Annotated in this window: 14 protein-coding genes and 2 pseudogenes; 10 read left to right on the plus strand and 6 right to left on the minus strand. The window is 46.0% G+C overall.

Annotation, left to right across the window (positions count from 1 at the left end):
* Positions 1 to 2 precede the first annotated feature (2 nt).
* Both ACQEXP_RS02160 and xthA read left to right on the plus strand, forming a co-directional pair.
* A complete protein-coding gene (locus tag ACQEXP_RS02160; RefSeq protein ID WP_426967873.1) occupies positions 3 to 1,025 on the plus strand; it encodes a phage integrase in 1,023 nt (340 codons plus the stop codon).
* 125 nt (positions 1,026 to 1,150) lie between these two features.
* Positions 1,151 to 1,957, plus strand: a complete 807-nt coding sequence (gene xthA / locus ACQEXP_RS02165; protein ID WP_426967875.1) for an exodeoxyribonuclease III — start codon at positions 1,151 to 1,153, stop codon at positions 1,955 to 1,957.
* Between the two features lie 68 nt (positions 1,958 to 2,025).
* Here xthA and fabV read toward each other — a convergent pair whose 3' ends face one another.
* From fabV to ACQEXP_RS02180, 3 genes are all read right to left on the minus strand, one after another.
* Positions 2,026 to 3,228, minus strand: a complete 1,203-nt coding sequence (fabV, locus tag ACQEXP_RS02170) for an enoyl-ACP reductase FabV (RefSeq protein ID WP_269377254.1) — start codon at positions 3,226 to 3,228, stop codon at positions 2,026 to 2,028.
* Between the two features lie 203 nt (positions 3,229 to 3,431).
* Positions 3,432 to 5,723 carry an acyl-CoA dehydrogenase gene (locus tag ACQEXP_RS02175; protein ID WP_269377253.1) on the minus strand — a complete coding sequence of 764 codons (2,292 nt, stop codon included), beginning with the start codon at positions 5,721 to 5,723 and terminating at the stop codon, positions 3,432 to 3,434.
* A gap of 60 nt (positions 5,724 to 5,783) precedes the next feature.
* Positions 5,784 to 6,410 (minus strand): TetR/AcrR family transcriptional regulator, encoded by a 627-nt coding sequence (locus ACQEXP_RS02180; protein ID WP_171052106.1) that lies wholly within the window; start codon positions 6,408 to 6,410, stop codon positions 5,784 to 5,786.
* Positions 6,411 to 6,902: 492 nt separating this feature from the next.
* Here ACQEXP_RS02180 and ACQEXP_RS02185 point away from each other — a divergent pair, with 492 nt between their 5' ends.
* The 3 genes from ACQEXP_RS02185 to ACQEXP_RS02195 are packed head-to-tail and all read left to right on the plus strand — an operon-like array spanning position 6,903 to position 8,542.
* The gene (locus tag ACQEXP_RS02185) at positions 6,903 to 7,814 is read left to right on the plus strand and encodes a 1-aminocyclopropane-1-carboxylate deaminase/D-cysteine desulfhydrase (protein ID WP_426967878.1); all 912 of its coding nucleotides are present in this window, start codon (positions 6,903 to 6,905) and stop codon (positions 7,812 to 7,814) included.
* Complete coding sequence (locus ACQEXP_RS02190; RefSeq protein WP_426967880.1) at positions 7,811 to 8,125, plus strand: DUF1496 domain-containing protein; 315 nt, start codon at positions 7,811 to 7,813, stop codon at positions 8,123 to 8,125. Before ACQEXP_RS02185 ends, ACQEXP_RS02190 begins: the two co-directional genes overlap by 4 nt.
* A gap of 9 nt (positions 8,126 to 8,134) precedes the next feature.
* A complete protein-coding gene (locus ACQEXP_RS02195; protein WP_426967882.1) occupies positions 8,135 to 8,542 on the plus strand; it encodes a PPC domain-containing DNA-binding protein in 408 nt (135 codons plus the stop codon).
* Positions 8,543 to 8,609: 67 nt separating this feature from the next.
* Here the strand turns inward: ACQEXP_RS02195 and ACQEXP_RS02200 are convergent.
* Both ACQEXP_RS02200 and ACQEXP_RS02205 read right to left on the minus strand, forming a co-directional pair.
* Positions 8,610 to 9,962: pseudogene (locus ACQEXP_RS02200) on the minus strand (fructose-specific PTS transporter subunit EIIC); the annotation flags it as partial.
* Between the two features lie 74 nt (positions 9,963 to 10,036).
* Positions 10,037 to 10,478, minus strand: a pseudogene (locus ACQEXP_RS02205) (PTS sugar transporter subunit IIA); the annotation flags it as partial.
* Between the two features lie 200 nt (positions 10,479 to 10,678).
* On the opposite strand from ACQEXP_RS02205, the gene ACQEXP_RS02210 reads away from it, so the two are divergent.
* Together ACQEXP_RS02210 and ACQEXP_RS02215 are read left to right on the plus strand one after the other, a co-directional pair.
* Complete coding sequence (locus ACQEXP_RS02210) at positions 10,679 to 10,981, plus strand: PTS fructose transporter subunit IIB (protein WP_138970272.1); 303 nt, start codon at positions 10,679 to 10,681, stop codon at positions 10,979 to 10,981.
* An 8-nt stretch (positions 10,982 to 10,989) separates the two neighbouring features.
* Positions 10,990 to 11,772 carry a PTS sugar transporter subunit IIA gene (locus ACQEXP_RS02215; protein ID WP_426967884.1) on the plus strand — a complete coding sequence of 261 codons (783 nt, stop codon included), beginning with the start codon at positions 10,990 to 10,992 and terminating at the stop codon, positions 11,770 to 11,772.
* Positions 11,773 to 11,775: 3 nt separating this feature from the next.
* Here ACQEXP_RS02215 and ACQEXP_RS02220 read toward each other — a convergent pair whose 3' ends face one another.
* Positions 11,776 to 12,615: an AraC family transcriptional regulator gene (locus ACQEXP_RS02220; protein ID WP_331415937.1), complete on the minus strand. Its 840-nt coding sequence runs from the start codon at positions 12,613 to 12,615 to the stop codon at positions 11,776 to 11,778.
* A gap of 367 nt (positions 12,616 to 12,982) precedes the next feature.
* Here ACQEXP_RS02220 and ACQEXP_RS02225 point away from each other — a divergent pair, with 367 nt between their 5' ends.
* The 3 genes from ACQEXP_RS02225 to ACQEXP_RS02235 all read left to right on the plus strand — a co-directional run bounded on the left by ACQEXP_RS02225 (position 12,983) and on the right by ACQEXP_RS02235 (position 16,866).
* A complete protein-coding gene (locus ACQEXP_RS02225; protein ID WP_426967886.1) occupies positions 12,983 to 14,884 on the plus strand; it encodes a PTS fructose transporter subunit IIABC in 1,902 nt (633 codons plus the stop codon).
* 66 nt (positions 14,885 to 14,950) lie between these two features.
* A complete protein-coding gene (manA, locus tag ACQEXP_RS02230; protein WP_426967888.1) occupies positions 14,951 to 16,168 on the plus strand; it encodes a mannose-6-phosphate isomerase, class I in 1,218 nt (405 codons plus the stop codon).
* 257 nt (positions 16,169 to 16,425) lie between these two features.
* A complete protein-coding gene (locus ACQEXP_RS02235; protein WP_269377243.1) occupies positions 16,426 to 16,866 on the plus strand; it encodes a PTS sugar transporter subunit IIA in 441 nt (146 codons plus the stop codon).
* Positions 16,867 to 16,870 lie beyond the last annotated feature (4 nt).

Below are 16,870 nucleotides of genomic sequence, written 5' to 3' on the forward strand. Positions count from 1 at the left end.
CAATGAGCATTCGGAACTTAAAAGATGGCAGCAAAATGCCTTGGTTATGTGAGTGTTACCCAAACGGACGCAGCGGTAAGCGCGTCCGTAAACGTTTTGCGACTAAAGGTGAAGCTAGCGCTTATGAACTCTACTTGATGAGAGAAGTAGACGATAAGCCATGGCTAGGAGAGAGACCTGACCACCGCAGGTTAAGCGACTTAATCGAACTGTGGTACCAATTGCACGGGCAACACCTTAAGTCTGGTTTACATTCTAAGCACCGTTTGGGTTTAATCTGTGATTCTCTGGGTAACCCAATCGCCTCTCACCTCACCTCAAAAGAATTTGCCTACTATCGAGCAAACAGAGAGAACCAAGGTCGTGGGCGGAGTGGAAAGTCCATTGCCCCCTCTTCTAATAATCGAGATCTGGCCACGTTCAAATCGATGTTCAATAAGTTAATCAAGCTAAATGAATGGGCACTCCCTAACCCACTCTCTCAAGTCGATATGCTTAAGCTTCCCGAAACGGATCTTACCTTTCTAAGAGAATCCCAAATAGTGAAACTGTTTGCGGTCATCAAGGGTAGCTGGGCACATAAAGAGCTTAGGCTGATTTATAAAATTTGTTTGGCCACTGGCGCAAGGATTAACGAAGCGGTGCAACTTAAAGGTGAACACGTTTTTGATAAAAAAATTACGTTTGTAAACACCAAAGGCAAACGAAACCGAACATTGCCAATATCAGAAGACCTTTACAAAGAGCTCAACCCTACATCAAGCGGGAGGCTTTTCACGGTTGGTTACGGCACAGCGCACAAATGGCTAACTAAAGCTTTGCCCGAATTACCCAGTGGACAAGCGACTCATGTACTAAGGCATACGTTCGCTACAGAGTTTATACGAAGAGGTGGTAACATCTTGGATCTGAAAGAAGCTTTAGGACATACAAAAATTGAACAAACGATGACATATGCGCACTTTTCACCGCATCATCTAGCGTCGGTTGTGACTCTAAACCCTATTGCAAACCTCGCCATTTAGTGGCGACAAAGTGGCGACATTCGCCAGTAAAAGTCAGTATCCATCAATATTTATACGCTTTGCACATTTGACCAACCTCTTATAAAGCAAGGCATAGTAAGGAATACCAAGAGGAATTCAATTAAATGAAAGTCATTTCCTTCAACATCAACGGACTTCGTGCCCGCCTGCATCAACTCCAAGCAGTTATCGACAAACATCAGCCGGATGTCATTGGTCTCCAAGAGATTAAAGTTCACGATGAAGCATTTCCATTAGAAGATGTTGAAGCCATGGGTTACAAAGTCTACTTCCATGGTCAAAAGGCGCACTATGGCGTTGCAATGTTATGCAAAAAAGAACCTTTATCCGTTCAGAAAGGCTTTCCGACAGACAGTGACGATAATCAAAAACGCATGATCATGGTCACGATTGAAGACGATAATGGGCAGCCAGTTACCATTCTCAACGGTTATTTCCCTCAGGGTGACAATATTAACCATGAGACCAAGTTTCCATACAAACGCCAGTTTTACGCTGATCTCATGACTTATCTCAATGACCACCATAACAATGAAGAGCAGCTTGTCGTGATGGGCGATATCAACATCAGTCCAATTGATGCCGATATTGGTATTGGCGAGCCTAACCGTAAACGTTGGCTACAAACGGGTAAGTGTTCATTCCAACCCGAAGAGCGCCAATGGCTTAAGACATTACTTGATTGGGGCTTTGTTGACACCTTCCGTCAGATCCACCCCGACGCAGACGACCGCTTCTCGTGGTTTGATTACCGTTCAAAAGGTTTCCCAGATAACCGCGGCCTACGTATTGATGTGGTGCTAGCAACGCCTAAACTGGCAGAGAAATGTATCGAGTCAGACATTGACTATGAACTACGCGGGATTGATAAACCTTCTGATCACGCGCCGATTTGGTCGACGTTTAAGTAGCAAGAAAAATTAAAGGGTTGGCACTGAGTCCAACCCTTTATTTTACATTACAAACAATTAACTTCAGATTAAATCTCGATGAAGTCTGCTTCTACCGCTGGATTCACATCCGCGTCGTAATCAACACCTTCAACACCGAAACCAAACAGTTTCAAGAACTCTTCTTTGTACTCAACGTAGTCAGTAAGCTCTTTTAGATTCTCTGATGTGATTTGTGGCCATAGGTCACGACAATGCTGTTGGATGTCATCACGTAGTTCCCAGTCATCCAGACGCAGACGGTTCTTGTCATCTACCTCAGGTGCTGAACCATCTTCTTTGTAAAGACGCTGGCTGAACATGCGGAAGATCTGTTCCATACAACCTTCATGCACGCCCTCTTCACGCATTTTCTTAAACACCATCGCGATGTAAAGAGGCATTACCGGAATTGCAGAACTTGCTTGAGTGACGACAGACTTAAGAACCGCTACGTTTGCAGTTCCGCCTTGAGCTGCAAGTTTCTCGTTAAGAGCTGCAGCAGCGCGGTCTAGGTCCATTTTTGCTTTACCTAGTGCACCATCCCAGTAGATCGGCCAAGTCAATTCAGTACCGATGTAGCTGTACGCCACTGTCTTACAACCGTCTGCTAGAACACCCGCTTCAGAAAGAGCATTGATCCACAATTCCCAATCTTCACCGCCCATAACCGTAACAGTGTCTTTGATCTCTTGCTCAGTTGCAGGCTCTACGCTCGCTTCAATGATCACGTCTTTGTTTGTATCTACCGCAGTAGATGTGTACGTATCACCGATAGGTTTTAGAGATGAACGGATCACTTCACCCGTTTCTGGCATCTTACGCACTGGAGAAGCCAGTGAGTAAACCACCATATCAATCTGACCTAAGTCTTCTTTAATCAGATCGATCGTTTTCTGCTTAGCTTCGTTTGAGAAAGCATCACCATTTAAGCTTTTTGCATAAAGACCTTCTTCACGCGCAAACTTTTCAAAAGCAACTGAGTTGTAAAAACCCGCTGTGCCAGGCTTCTTCTCCGAACCTTCTTTCTCGAAGAAAACACCAATAGTAGAAGCACCGCCACCAAATGCCGCAGCGATACGAGAAGATAGGCCGTAGCCACTTGAAGCACCAACAACAAGTACACGTTTAGGTGCATCTTTGATTGGGCCTTGTGCTTTAGTGTAAGCAATTTGTTCTTTTACGTTAGCTTCACAGCCCATTGGGTGCGTAGTAGTACAGATAAATCCGCGAATTCTAGGTTTGATGATCATATTCAACTTCCTTAACAAAACCCCGCTAGGATAAAAGTTTCACCCGCAGTTCGCATCTAATTTCTGTAAAAATGTCGGTAAAATGCAAGTGGTTGGAGCACTTTCAGTCAGGATTCTTAAATTGTGCACAAAATAAAGGCACCTACTGGAGGTGCCTTTAAAAATGAGCAAGTTTTTATCTAGAGTAGACGAAATCGTCTAGATCACGCTGCACTATCAAGCTTTGCTTTTGACTTTTTTGTCTCACCATGAGTGCGAACTTCGCTGAAATCATGGCTAAAGTGATCAACTTGAATCGCTTTGTAACGCAATTGGTCTGCTGCCAGAATTTGATCAACTTCTTCCTGAGTTAACACATCAGCTTCAAGCGCTTGTGCCAGACGGTCTTTCAGTAAGCCTTTACGAGCCACTTTACCCTCTTTCGCTGCGCGCATCAGTTTACGCTCCAGCCCCTTCACACCGTACATCGCGAGGAATGCATTCTCCATCAGACCCACGCTGTCGTTTTCATCTTTGCCTATGTAGCAAAGGTGAGTCAATCGGTCACGATGAGCGCCAGGAGTCATTAAACTTTCAGCCAATCGAACCGTTAGGTTGTCGCTTGGTTTCTGGTAGTGGTTGCCCAACGGGAAGACTAAGCCTTTCAGCAAGCGACCAACGGCCTTTTGAGGGTAGTTAGTAAACGCTTCCTGTAGAGACTGAGCAGCATGGTACAGACAGTGCTGCACAGCATAGTGAACATAATCTAGGTCTTGTTGCTGACGACCTTCATCTTCGTATTTCTTGAGTGCTGCTGATGCTAAGTACAAGTAGGCTAAAACATCACCCAAGCGAGCAGAAATCATCTCTTTGCGCTTCAAATCACCGCCTAAGGTTGCCATCGCGATATCAGCACTCACTGCCAACGCACGGCTTAAACGCGTCATCTCTTTGTAGTACTTTTGAGTCGGACCACTCATGCTGGCTTTAATAAAGCGTGAACCAGTCAGTGCCGCACCAAACGCGCCAAAGGTGTTCTTCATCGCATGACCAATATGCTTGAATAGCAGATCGTCGAACTCTTTCGCGCCTTGCTTCTCATCTGGGTTAGCCGCCGCTTCCATCTCTTTGAGTACGTAAGGGTGACAACGTGTCGCACCTTGACCAAAGATCATTAAGTTACGAGTCAGAATGTTAGCACCTTCTACCGTAATCGCGACTGGGATACCGAGGTATGGCGCTGCCAAATAGTTCATTGGGCCATCTTGAATCGCACGACCTGAATGGATATCCATCGAGTCATCTAGGATCTTACGCGCAATTTCTGTCATGTGGTATTTAGCAATCGCGGTAACGATTCCCGGCTTCTCTTTCAAATCAAGCGACGTTGTCGTCAGTGTTCGGCTTGCTTCAAGAAGGTAAGTTAAACCACCGATACGGCCTAACGCTTCTGCCACACCTTCAAACTTACCAATCGACATACCGAACTGCTTACGAACGTACGCATAAGCACCCGTGGTGCGAGCAGTTAGGTGTCCCATTGCCGTGCCTAGCGCTGGCAGTGAAATACCACGGCCTGCAGACAAACACTCAACCAACATACGCCAGCCTTTACCCGCATAATCTTGACCACCAATTAGCCACTCCATCGGAATAAAGACATCTTTGCCGCGCGTTGGGCCATTCATAAATGCGAGACCGAGTGGATCATGACGCTCGCCGATCTCAACACCTTTGTGGTTTGCAGGGATAAGAGCACACGTAATACCCAGCTCTTTTTTGTCTCCCATTAAACCGTCTGGATCGTACATTTTGAACGCAAGACCAAGCACTGTCGCAACCGGCGCTAGCGTGATGTAACGCTTGTTCCAGTTCAGGCGAATACCTAGAACTTCTTTGCCTTCATGTTTGCCGTAACAGACAATACCGTCATCAGGAATACCACCAGCATCTGAACCCGCTTCTGGACCAGTCAACGCAAAACAAGGAATATCTGTACCGTCAGCTAGACGCGGTAGCCAGTAATCTTTCTGCTCTTGAGTACCGTAGTGAGAAAGAAGTTCACCAGGACCTAACGAGTTCGGCACCATAACGGATACGGCCGCACTGATACTGCGTGTCGCGATGCGAGATACGATAGTTGAGTTCGCTAAAGACGAAAACTGGCGACCACCGTACTCTTTAGAGATGATCAGAGAGAAGAAACGCTCTTTGCGTAGGTATTCCCACACTTCTGCTGGTAGGTCGCGATCTTCTTTCACAATTTTATGATCGTCGAGCATCGCCAACAGCGTTTCGAGCTCATTGTTCATGAACGACTGCTCTTCTGACGTCAGCGTAGGTTTCGGGTACTGATGCAACTTATTAAAGTCTGGTCGACCAGAGAACAGCTCTCCGTCCCACCATACGCTACCCGCTTCCATTGCTTCTTTCTCAGTGCTAGACAACGGAGGCAGCACTTTTTTAAACATTTTGAAAGCTGGGTCACTTACCCATTTTTGTCTTAGAGAGCTCATAATCAGATCCTTTTGTTCACTGTAGGGTGGTCCAATATTTTTGTTATTTGTTTAATCAGTTTATTCCGCAGCGACGCCTGCTGCTAAATATGGAATCAGTTGGTCAACGACAGATTTTGCATCCATCGCTTTACCGTAATCATTTTCTGCGATTTCCAGTAAGGCTTGACTTGAAGCCATGGTGAATACGCAAGTACCTAAGGTAAAGTGCAAACGCCAGAACAACTCTTCCTGAGTTAGTTTTGGATTCGCCTTCATTACCGATTCGGTAAATAAAGACAATGTGTCTTGATAACGAGTGGTGATAAACCAACGCAAGTGTCCCTGAACATCAGTGTAACCACGACCAATTAACAACATAAAGCGACTGGTTCCATTCGGTCTTACGTCATTTAAGTTACGTAATGGAGAGCGTAAAGACTCAAACACGTCAGCCATCTCATAGCTGTCATTAAGGTTAAGGTTGATGAGAGCATCTTGAACCGCTGGCATAAACGCCTCTAAATAACGATTCAATACCGCTCGTACCAAAGTTTTCTTATCGCCAAAGTGATAGTTCACCGAGGCTAAGTTAACGCCAGCTTTACTGGTGATTGTTCGTAAAGAGGTATCTTTAAAACCGTGTTCTGCAAACAAGGCTTCCGCTACATCAAGGATTTTCTCTTTGGTTGAGTTTCTCGCTGGCATTTCAATCACTCGTATTAAACAACTGTTTGAAATATACAGCCGAAACACAAAAGCAACAAGTTATTAACATCACACTTTTTAGCATTGGTCTGACCAGCACTCAAAAGACGGTGGTAACAGGCTGAAATGACGGGAATAAAATAAAATTAAAAAAATTGGGAACTGTTTTGAATTTGCTCGGTCTGAATAGGTGTAGTTAGCAGAGTGTTCGAGGGTTAAACAACCCGATAAGTTTACAGGCCGTCAAACTTGTTTTCTTACTGAAACTACTAATTTACGCTGCTTTTTCTTATTAACTCCTATGTTTAATTGTATCCGCCCAGAGCGCCTTTGCTCTGGGCTTTTTTTATTTAGTGCGTTTTCAACCACCACTTGGGACATCACTAACCCCGATACTCTTGATGACCCGCCCCATAAAATTTTGATCTAGATTGGTACAGCACAATAGTGATCCGTTAATATGGTCGCCCTTTTGGTTCACTACTTCCATCGATGAAACTCGCCAATACGCCTATTACTCAACATCAATTTGATGACATTCCTTTTTTCCTTAAGCGTGATGATCAACTCCACACTCATTTCAGTGGTAATAAAGCGCGAAAATTTATGGCCGTATTGGAGCAAGATTACCCTTCAACTCGAACCTTGATCAGCTATGGTAGCGCACAAGCAAACTCGCTCTACTCTCTGGCGGCCTTAGCGTCAATCAAAGGCTGGACGTTAGAATTTTACGTTGACCATTTACCGCAGTGGTTAATCGATAGGCCGACGGGTAACTATCGTGGTGCTCTAGAGCTCGGGGCTAAGGTGATTGCCACCTCCGAATATCACCTTCATCCCAAAGACTTTATTGAGCAAATGCGGCAACCGGATAGCAGTTGCCTTGTGATACCAGAAGGGGGACGCTCGACTCTGGCTCGTTCAGGTATTGAACAATTGGCACGAGAGATACTCTCTTGGACTCGCTTTGAACCTCACAATCAGTTTGTTGTAGCTTTACCAGCGGGGACTGGGACAACCGCACTATACTTGCACAAGTTCCTTAAGCCGCATTCCATACCAGTTATCACCTGCCCTTGTGTAGGTGGGAAAGAGTATTTAATCAAACAATTTGAACAACTTGGTGAGAGCGACTTCCCACACATTCTGGAACTCGACCACAAGCACCATTTTGGCAAACTCTATCGACAAGATTATCTAATTTGGAAGCAGCTTCTCGAAGATACCGCTATCGAATTCGATCTCCTCTACGACCCTATGATGTGGCAGTGTCTACAATCATGGTATAAAGAGAATCAAGATAAAACCATCATCTATGTCCACCAAGGCGGCTTACTTGGAAACGAAAGTATGCTACCTCGTTACGAACGTAAATATGGTCCTGATTTGGGAGAGAGTCTATGAAGTCGTACCTACCGCTGCTACTCGTTGTAATGCCATTTTCAACACAAGCTAATACGATTAGTACCACAGCAAAACCCATCGTCGCAGTGAATGCCAGCGAGATTGGAAAACGCGTTTGTTACTATCAGGATCAAGCCTATTCTGACGGCGCTATCCTTCAGGTTGGTGAACATTACATGATCTGCTCGGCAGCTAACGATTTCGAGACAAATGGCGCACTAAAATGGTCCCCTTTAGCGGAACACAGCGAGACTCCTGAGAGCGAAGATAAACCTAAGGCGAAAGCGGTCAAACGCTACTCTACCAACTAATAAGGACTCATGTTGATCACACCGATTGCTGTGCGTCTCACCAAAGGTGACGACTTAAAACTTGCCCTTCAACGACTGGTCACTCAGCACCAAATTCGCGCTGGAAGCATCGCCTCTTGCGTCGGCTGCTTTACTCATCTCAAACTGCGCTTAGCCGGCGCGACTGAGACACTGCAACTTAATGAGCCGCTAGAGATTGTTTCCGTTATGGGTACACTGACACCAGACCACCAACACGTTCATCTTTCCGTCTCACGTGCAGATGGCTCAGTTGTTGGTGGACACCTAATGGAAGGTTGCCTGATTGATACCACTGCTGAGCTGATTGTTCTCCAATACCATGAGCTTAATTTCAGTCGAGAATACGACCCTCAGACTGGCTATACTGAGTTGTGCCTCGACGCTTCGAGCAAATGAAAAAAGGCTCCATGAAACATGGAGCCAGGAGCATAAATAGTTCGGGGGAACTATTTGACTAAATTCCTTAACGTTTTGACTGAATCAGGGCTGCTGCATTGTGCATCGCGTCTTTGGTGCTCACGTCTATAATGGCAATGTTCTTAAACCTTTCAGGCTCTTTAATCGCCACGTCATGAGCAAAGATCACCAACTTAGCGCGTGCAATATCGCGCTCGGTAATGCGATTATTAATCCCATCGGCACCTTGGGTTTCTACCTTGATTCTCACCCCAACGGCATTGGCCGCTTTCTCCAATGACTTAGCCGCCAGAAAGGTATGCGCCACCCCAGACGGACATGATGTTACCGCCAGCACATCCGCCTCACCTTCTCCCTGAACTGAAGAATACACACGTTTCAACGAGCCGTATTCATCTTCGTCTTTAACATTTTTCTTTAGTAGGATGACGATACAGGCGGTAGTTAACGAGCCAACGATCGTACCAAAGATATAACCGAGCTTCCCATCGACGACAGGCAAAACTATCCAACCACCCCATGGCGCATGATTGAGTACGTGGAACATAAAGCCAATCACGTTACCTACAATACCCCCCACCACAATTGCAGGTAGCACACGCGCAGGATCGGCTGCCGCAAAAGGAATTGCCCCTTCACTGATGCCAATCATGCCCATGATCCCAGCGGCCTTGCCTGCTTCACGCTCGTCACGTTTGAACTTCTGTGGCGATAGTAGCGTTGCAAGTGCCAACCCAAGAGGTGGGGTACAGATTGCGATGCCAACCCCTCCCATTAACCAAGGCTGGGTATTCACTTGAGTTTGAGCAAACAGAGTAGCGACTTTATTAATAGGACCACCCATATCAAAAGCGGTCATGGCACCCAGCACCATACCTAACACGATCTTGCCTGAACCAGCCATATCCGTCAGTAGGGTGTTAAGCGAATTCATGGTTGATGAGATAGGAACTCCAATCACCCACATTACTGCGCCGCAGGTGACAAATGTGCCCACCAACGGATAGATAAAAATACTGCCGAGCGAAATCATGCTTTCCGGCAATCTGATTTTCTTCAATAACCACACCACATAGCCAGCGAAAAAGCCAACCACTATCGCGCCGAGAAAACCCGTGTGGTATTGGTCAACGGCGACCCAAGAACCAATCATACCTGGTGCGAGTCCTGGCTTGTCAGCAATGGAGTACGCGATATATCCACCAAGCACTGCAGTAAATAGTGTCAGGCCTGCAATGCCCATCTGCGCCATATCCGCAAGCATCCCTTTCTCTGGCACCGCACCATGTCCTGAGATCATTACCGACAGTGACAATAGAACGCCACCCGCGACGATAAATGGAATCATGTGTGACGTGCCAAACAACAGATGCTCTTTAATCCGAGCAAGTTGATGCGCTACTAGGCTTTGTGGCTGGAAATGGGATTCTTGCAACAGGTGTTGATGCTGTAACTGTTCATCAATCTGTTCGTCAATGATCAGCGCAAGGGCCTGCTCAACGCTCTGAGCTTGTTTAAGCTGCTCAATAAATTCTGGTTCAATTAACTTACTCGATAGCTGTGCTAATACTTCGATGTGATGATGATCATCACCGTCCGGCGAAGCTAGCATAAAAAAGACATCCGACAGCTCGCCATCTTCAGCGCCGTAGTCAATACCCGAGCGACTAATGCCGATCGCAACCGCAGGTTTCGCTACCGCACAGCTCTTTGCGTGGGGAATGGCAATCCCCTCTTCAAACCCTGTATTTCCAATGTTTTCACGCGCCCATAGATCAGCCAGAAACTGCTCTTTATCGGCAAGTTTTCCCGCCTTATCTAACATACCAACCAACTCTTCGAAAACTTGCTGCTTAGTGGTCGCTGTTAGCTCCAAACAGAGAGTTTCCGATTGGATTAGGTTTGTTATGTCCATTGTCTCTACCTGCCGTACCCGCGCTCGAACATAGATTAATCAGCCCTATCTGTCAGAGATATAGGACTAAAACCGCATTAACTGGATTATTGTAACACTGATATCAAAGTGTGAAGTGTATCAGTGAATTTGTTGTTCGGTGCCAATGAAATCTCAATTCGCTGTGCTAATATCCGCCAAAATACCCACAGAGATTGACTATGAAAATTATTGCTGTCACTGCCTGCCCAACAGGCATTGCACATACCTATATGGCAGCAGATGCGTTAAACAAAGCTGCGCCGAAATACTCTGTTCAGATAAAAGTAGAGACCCAAGGTGCAATGGGTATCGAGAATCTTCTGACGCCGCACGACATCGCTCAAGCAGACAAAGTGTTAATCGTATCCGACATTGAAATTGAGCAAGCTGCACGCTTTGATAGCATTCCGTGTATCCGACTCTCGATAGAAGAAGTGCTGCTCAATGTGGATAAAGTTTTCATCACTCACTGCCGCGCATAACCCCACCCATGACTGAATACCAGATAACGTTTCTTGTCAGTAACACTAGCGCCTCGGCTCACGTCGCTCAGCCACTCCGTAGATTGGCAAAAAAGTTTAAAAGTTCGATTCGAATCATCAACATCACTCGTAATCGAAGTGCCGATTTGACCAAGTCAGTGGCTCTGCTTCAGGCAGGTCTAGTTGAAGGGGATCTGTGCCAGATCACTGCCTTTGGCATTGATGCTGAACTGGCATGCTTCGTGATTAAAGATGTGGTCGCGGAACACTATGATCTGGTTGGGGCGCAAATCAACCACGAGTTCTCTAGCCAACTTGCCAAGCGTCTGCCGCAGCTAAATGCGCCAAGCCCTGTGGAGTGGCACTACGCCAAAGCACACACCGCTTTGACCAAATTTGAGTGTCTCAAAGGCCTCGCGCAGCTGATCCACCCGATAAATCCTGATGAGCTTATTCTGGCATTTATCAAACGTGAAGAGCGCTCTTCTACCTGCATCACCGCTGGTATTGCCCTGCCCCATGTGATGTTCGAAAACAAAAGTATCAATCATATTTCTATTGCGGTTATCAGTAGTGAAACGCCAATAGACTGGGCTTCTCAAGTGGGTCAAATTCATCTTGCAATAGCACTGGTGATGCCTTGCTCGCCAACTCGCGATCAGATTGTCACCGCGACCAACCTAACCCGTAATCTGCTCTCTGGGCAGTTGGCTGAACGTTTGTTAGCGACGAAAAGCAGCATCGAACTGCAAGCCTTGTTGATGTATTCAATGTCGCGACTGATTGGATAGCGGTTAAATTGAGCCTCGATAATCGGAAGGGGTTCTGCCCGTGCGATTTTTAAACACCCGACAAAAGTAGTTTACATCCTTAAATCCACAACGAACCGACACTTCATTCAGTTTAAAGTTGTATTTCTTGAGCATGAATTTCGCTCGATCTATCCGTACCCAAGTAATGTAATCGGCCAAGGTCATATGACCCTGTTGACGGAACAGCCTTGATAAGTGATTGGACGAGATGCTAAAGCGTTCCGCAATGCTATCTCGAGTGATCTGTCGATGGAAATTTTCCTGAATATAGATACAAATCCCCTGATAGAGATCCTGAACACGGTTATGTGATTTCTCTTCTGGCGCATCAAGCATGGTATTGCAGTATTGAAGCAATGCTTGAAGTAATAACTCATCCATCGGTTGTTTGATGCTTTCTCTCGCCAGCGAACTCAGGGCTTCTAGGATATTGTCGATAGCAAAGCCCGAACGGGTTTGTAAGCTATGCTTCTGAATATCATAGAAACTCTCTTCCCCTTTTCGCTTACTCACTAAGCTAAGCCCTAATTGTCGACGGCCAAAGAGAATGCTTAGCACAGAACAGTTGGTGTCCCAATCTGGCTTGTTCCAACAGTTTGGCGGAATAAAAATCGCATCGCCTGCCTGTGCAACGATCTGACTGACCTTACGTTGATGATCTTCCATCTCATTGATGTACTCACCTTCAAGCACCAATTCCAAACGTGGAAAGTTAACCTGATAACTGCACTCTGGTGGAGTATGAAAGTCACCCGCAAACCAAATATTGTGGATTGGTTTACGTTCATTAAGTACCGCACAAATTAAATCTTGGAACATCATCTTTGGCCCCTCAACAGGACATATATCTCTACTACGCGCACAGGTATACCCCGTGTTGAATCAAGGCGCTACTGAGCAAAGTCACACTTCCATATTGATGATACAAAAGTCCAGTAAAAGCAATAATTTTATAGTTAAACAATCATAAAACAACAAACAAAAAGACAACCAGTTACACCATAAGCCCATGTTTTAAAACATTTAAAATCAACAATTCCATAACGCAACGGCATTCAACAACGATCTAAATCACATCACGAAAATACAGTTACAATCGTCTAGTAAATGCATTTTTTCTTCACTACAGGACTTTCGCCTCGCCTTTCACAATACCCCTAGTAAAACAATAAAATGATAGGGGTTCCTAATGATCACCAAACTCATCAATGAGAATTTGATTGCGCTCAATCTTAATGCGCAGTCCAAAGAAGAGGTTTTTAACGAGCTAATCGACATCCTGTACGCACAGGGTCGTATTTCAGACAAAGAACAGTTTCTTGCTGATATCAAAGCGCGTGAAGAACTTGGCAATACAGGTTTTGAACAAGGCGTCGCACTGCCGCATGCTAAGAGTTCTGCCGTCATCGAGCCCGCGGTGGTTATCGGTGTACATAAAACAGGCATCGACTACGGCGCAGAAGATGGGCTTCCTTCGAACCTGTTCTTTATGATTGCTTCACCAGACGGCGGAGACAATCACCACATTGAAGTTCTGGCTGAACTCTCTTCTAAGCTGATCGAGCCGGGCTTTATTGAACAATTTCTCGATTCCCAAGATAACCATGCCGCGCTGGAACTTTTACTGACGAAACAACCTGAAACGGCATCGAACCAAGCACCTACCAAAGGCTTAATTATCGGTGTGACCGGTTGTCCTGCGGGTGTTGCCCACACTTACCTAGCCGCAGAAGCACTAGAAAAAGGTGCGGCAAAGTTAGGATACGAAATCAAAGTTGAAACGAACGGGTCGATCGGGGTCAAAAATAGTCCAAGCGAAGAAGAGATCGCACAAGCGGAAGCGGTCGTCGTTGCCTGCGACAAACAAGTCGATATGGCTCGCTTTGCTGGTAAACGCGTGATCAAAACTAACGTTAAAGCGCCTATACGCGATGCCGAAGGACTGATTCAACAAGCACTATCCGCACCAATTTACCAAGCCGAACAAGCACAATCGACCCAGTCTGTCGCAGACAAAGCCTCACAAGCTCGTTCCGATCTCTACCGTTACCTGATGAACGGCGTATCACACATGATCCCGTTTGTCGTAACGGGCGGTCTATTGATCGCTCTTGCCCTAGCCATTGGTGGTGAGCCGAGTGAATCGGGCATGGCAATTCCTGCAGGCAGCATGTGGAACCAAATCCTTGAAGTGGGCGTGGTCGCTTTCACTCTAATGATCCCGATCTTAGCGGGTTACATTGCTTATGCGATTGCTGACCGTCCTGCCCTAGCTCCGGGTCTGATTGGTGGCTGGATTGCAAATAACGGCTCATTCTACGGTGCTGACGCTGGGACTGGTTTTATCGGTGCTATCGTAGCCGGTCTACTTGTGGGTTACTTCGTTAAACTCATTACTTCAATCAACTACCACAAATTCATCCAGCCACTTGTGCCTATCATGATCGCTCCGATCACAGGCTCACTGTTTATCGCTGGTCTGTTCATCTTTGTTATTGGCGCACCAATCGCAGGGCTGATGGATGGCCTGACAGCAATGCTAACCAGCATGAGCACAGGTAACGTCATTCTACTCGGCATCGTCCTCGGTGGTATGGCTGGCTTTGATATGGGTGGTCCATTCAACAAAGTGGCATTCCTATTCTCTGTCGGCATGATTGCCAGCGGTCAAACTCAATTTATGGGCGCAATGGCGTGTGCAATCCCTGTGGCTCCACTTGGTATGGCGATCGCAACCGCAGTTGGTCGTAAGTTCGACCTGTTTGAATCCTCTGAAATCGAGGCCGGTAAAGCCGCTGGCGCAATGGGGCTTGTGGGCATTTCTGAAGGTGCTATTCCGTTTGCCGCTCAGGATCCGATGTCAGTTATCCCAGCCAACGTACTTGGCTCAATGGTGGCGGCAGTGATGGCGTTCTCATTTGGCATCACCAACAGCGTGGCGCATGGTGGTCCTGTTGTCGCACTGCTTGGGGCGATGAACTTCCCGATGCTTGCTCTGCTATCGATGGCAACTGGCGCAGGTGTTACTGCAATAACATGTATTGCGCTTAAAAATCTGCGTAAAGCGAAGCTAACCACTGCAACCGCTTAAACCACTCTCCCCCTTATGGCTTGAGTGGTTTCACCCTCAAGCCATGTTTATTTCATGGTGACTTCTATGTCTGATTTTTCTATCGCGAATGACTCTCTTATTCGACACGTCTTCTACCCTATGACTAACGTTATCCAGAATTACGCATGGGGTAGCCGTTCTTCTTTTGCTCAGCTGTTTGGTATCTCCAACCAGAGTGGAGAACCCCAAGCGGAAATCTGGATGGGTGCCCATCCCAATGGTTGTTCTACCGTGAACACCGCGGGTGAGGAGACAAAACTCTCCAGCCTAATCTCACAAAATTTAAGCCTGTTTCTCAGTGAAAAAATTGCCAAACGCTTTGGTGAGCTACCCTACCTGTTTAAAGTGCTCGCAGCAGAAAAAGCCTTGTCGATTCAGGTTCATCCAAACAAACAACAAGCGGAACGTGGCTATCAGTTTGAAGAGCAGCAAGGGGTACCGCTCACAGCCGGCAACCGCAATTACAAAGATCCTAACCACAAACCAGAGCTGGTCTACGCGCTGACCGACTACACGGCAATGAATGGTTTTAGACCGATTAGCGAGATCCTTGCCCATTTTAACTACCTGGATATTCCTGAACTCACGTCACTGGTTAACGACTTAGCTGGCGATCAAACACCGAATGGTTTAGCGAGCTTTTTCTCAGGTTTATTGTCACTGCAAGGTGAGCAGAAAGAAATAGCGTTGATGATGCTAATCATGAAAGCCAAATTATCACCGACCCCGCTGTTTAACCTGATCAGTGAGCTTGAAGAGCAATATCCTGGTGATGTTGGTCTTTTCGCGCCATTAATCCTTAATGTGATTGCGCTAAAACCAGGTCAAGCGATGTACTTGGATGCAGAAACGCCCCACGCATACATCAAAGGGACTGGGCTTGAGATCATGGCCAATTCAGACAACGTATTGCGTGCAGGTCTGACGCCAAAATATATGGATGTGGAGGAGTTGGTCTCCTGTACTAAATTCAATGAAAAACCCATCGACAGGCTGCTACTGCAACCCCTTGAACAAGATGGTGTGATGGAATATCCGATCCCGGTTGAAGACTTTAAGTTTGCCATCCTTAGCAACTCCCACCAGCGCGAGATTAAAACCGAAGGCGCGGAGATTCTGCTGCCGCTGGATGAGGCTATGACACTAACCCACCAGTGCGGTGAAAGCTGCGTCATTGACAAAGGCCAGTCGGTATTTATTCCAGCCTATGCCAACAGTTACATCGTTGACTGTAATGGACGTGTAGCACGCGCGTACAGCTAAGTAAATATATCACTCTGCACCACTTTAAAATGCCTCGCGACCGCGGGGCATTTTTGTTTTTCTCCTCTCACAAGGCACTGAATCTATTAATATTTATGACTAACATCACAAGAATCTCATTCGCGAATAATGACGCTAATCACAGTTAGATTTGCTGGATACAAATGTACAGTGAAAGGCTTTTTTTTACTATTTCGCCACTGACCACAATCCATTAATTTTCAACTCAGAAGTTCAATAAAGATTGAGTTAAATACATGATCACAAAACTAACTAACGTCAGCCTAATTAACGACAACCTTCAAGCAAATAATAAACAACAAGTGTTTGAAGAGTTGGCGCAAATGCTATTAAGCGACCAGCGTATCAATAACAAACAAGCGTTCTTAGATGATATCCATAATCGCGAGTCACAAAGCATTACGTCAATGGACGGCATCGCCTATCCACACGCTAAAAGTCAAGCAGTGACAGAACCAGCGATCGCTGTTGGCGTAAAGCGCGAAGGTATCGATTACGGCGACGAAGACGGCATCAAACCTACCGTATTTTTTATGATCGCCTCACCGGATAACGGTGCTGACCATCATATTTACGTTCTACAAGAATTATTTGGAAAATTCAGTGATGAATTTATTCAAGATATTCACAACGCAAAAGATCAACAACAAATCCTAGATATTTTAATCAATTCATAAGGCG

This window comes from Vibrio sp. TRT 1302 (assembly GCF_050113875.1).
In the GTDB taxonomy this organism is placed as follows: domain Bacteria; phylum Pseudomonadota; class Gammaproteobacteria; order Enterobacterales; family Vibrionaceae; genus Vibrio.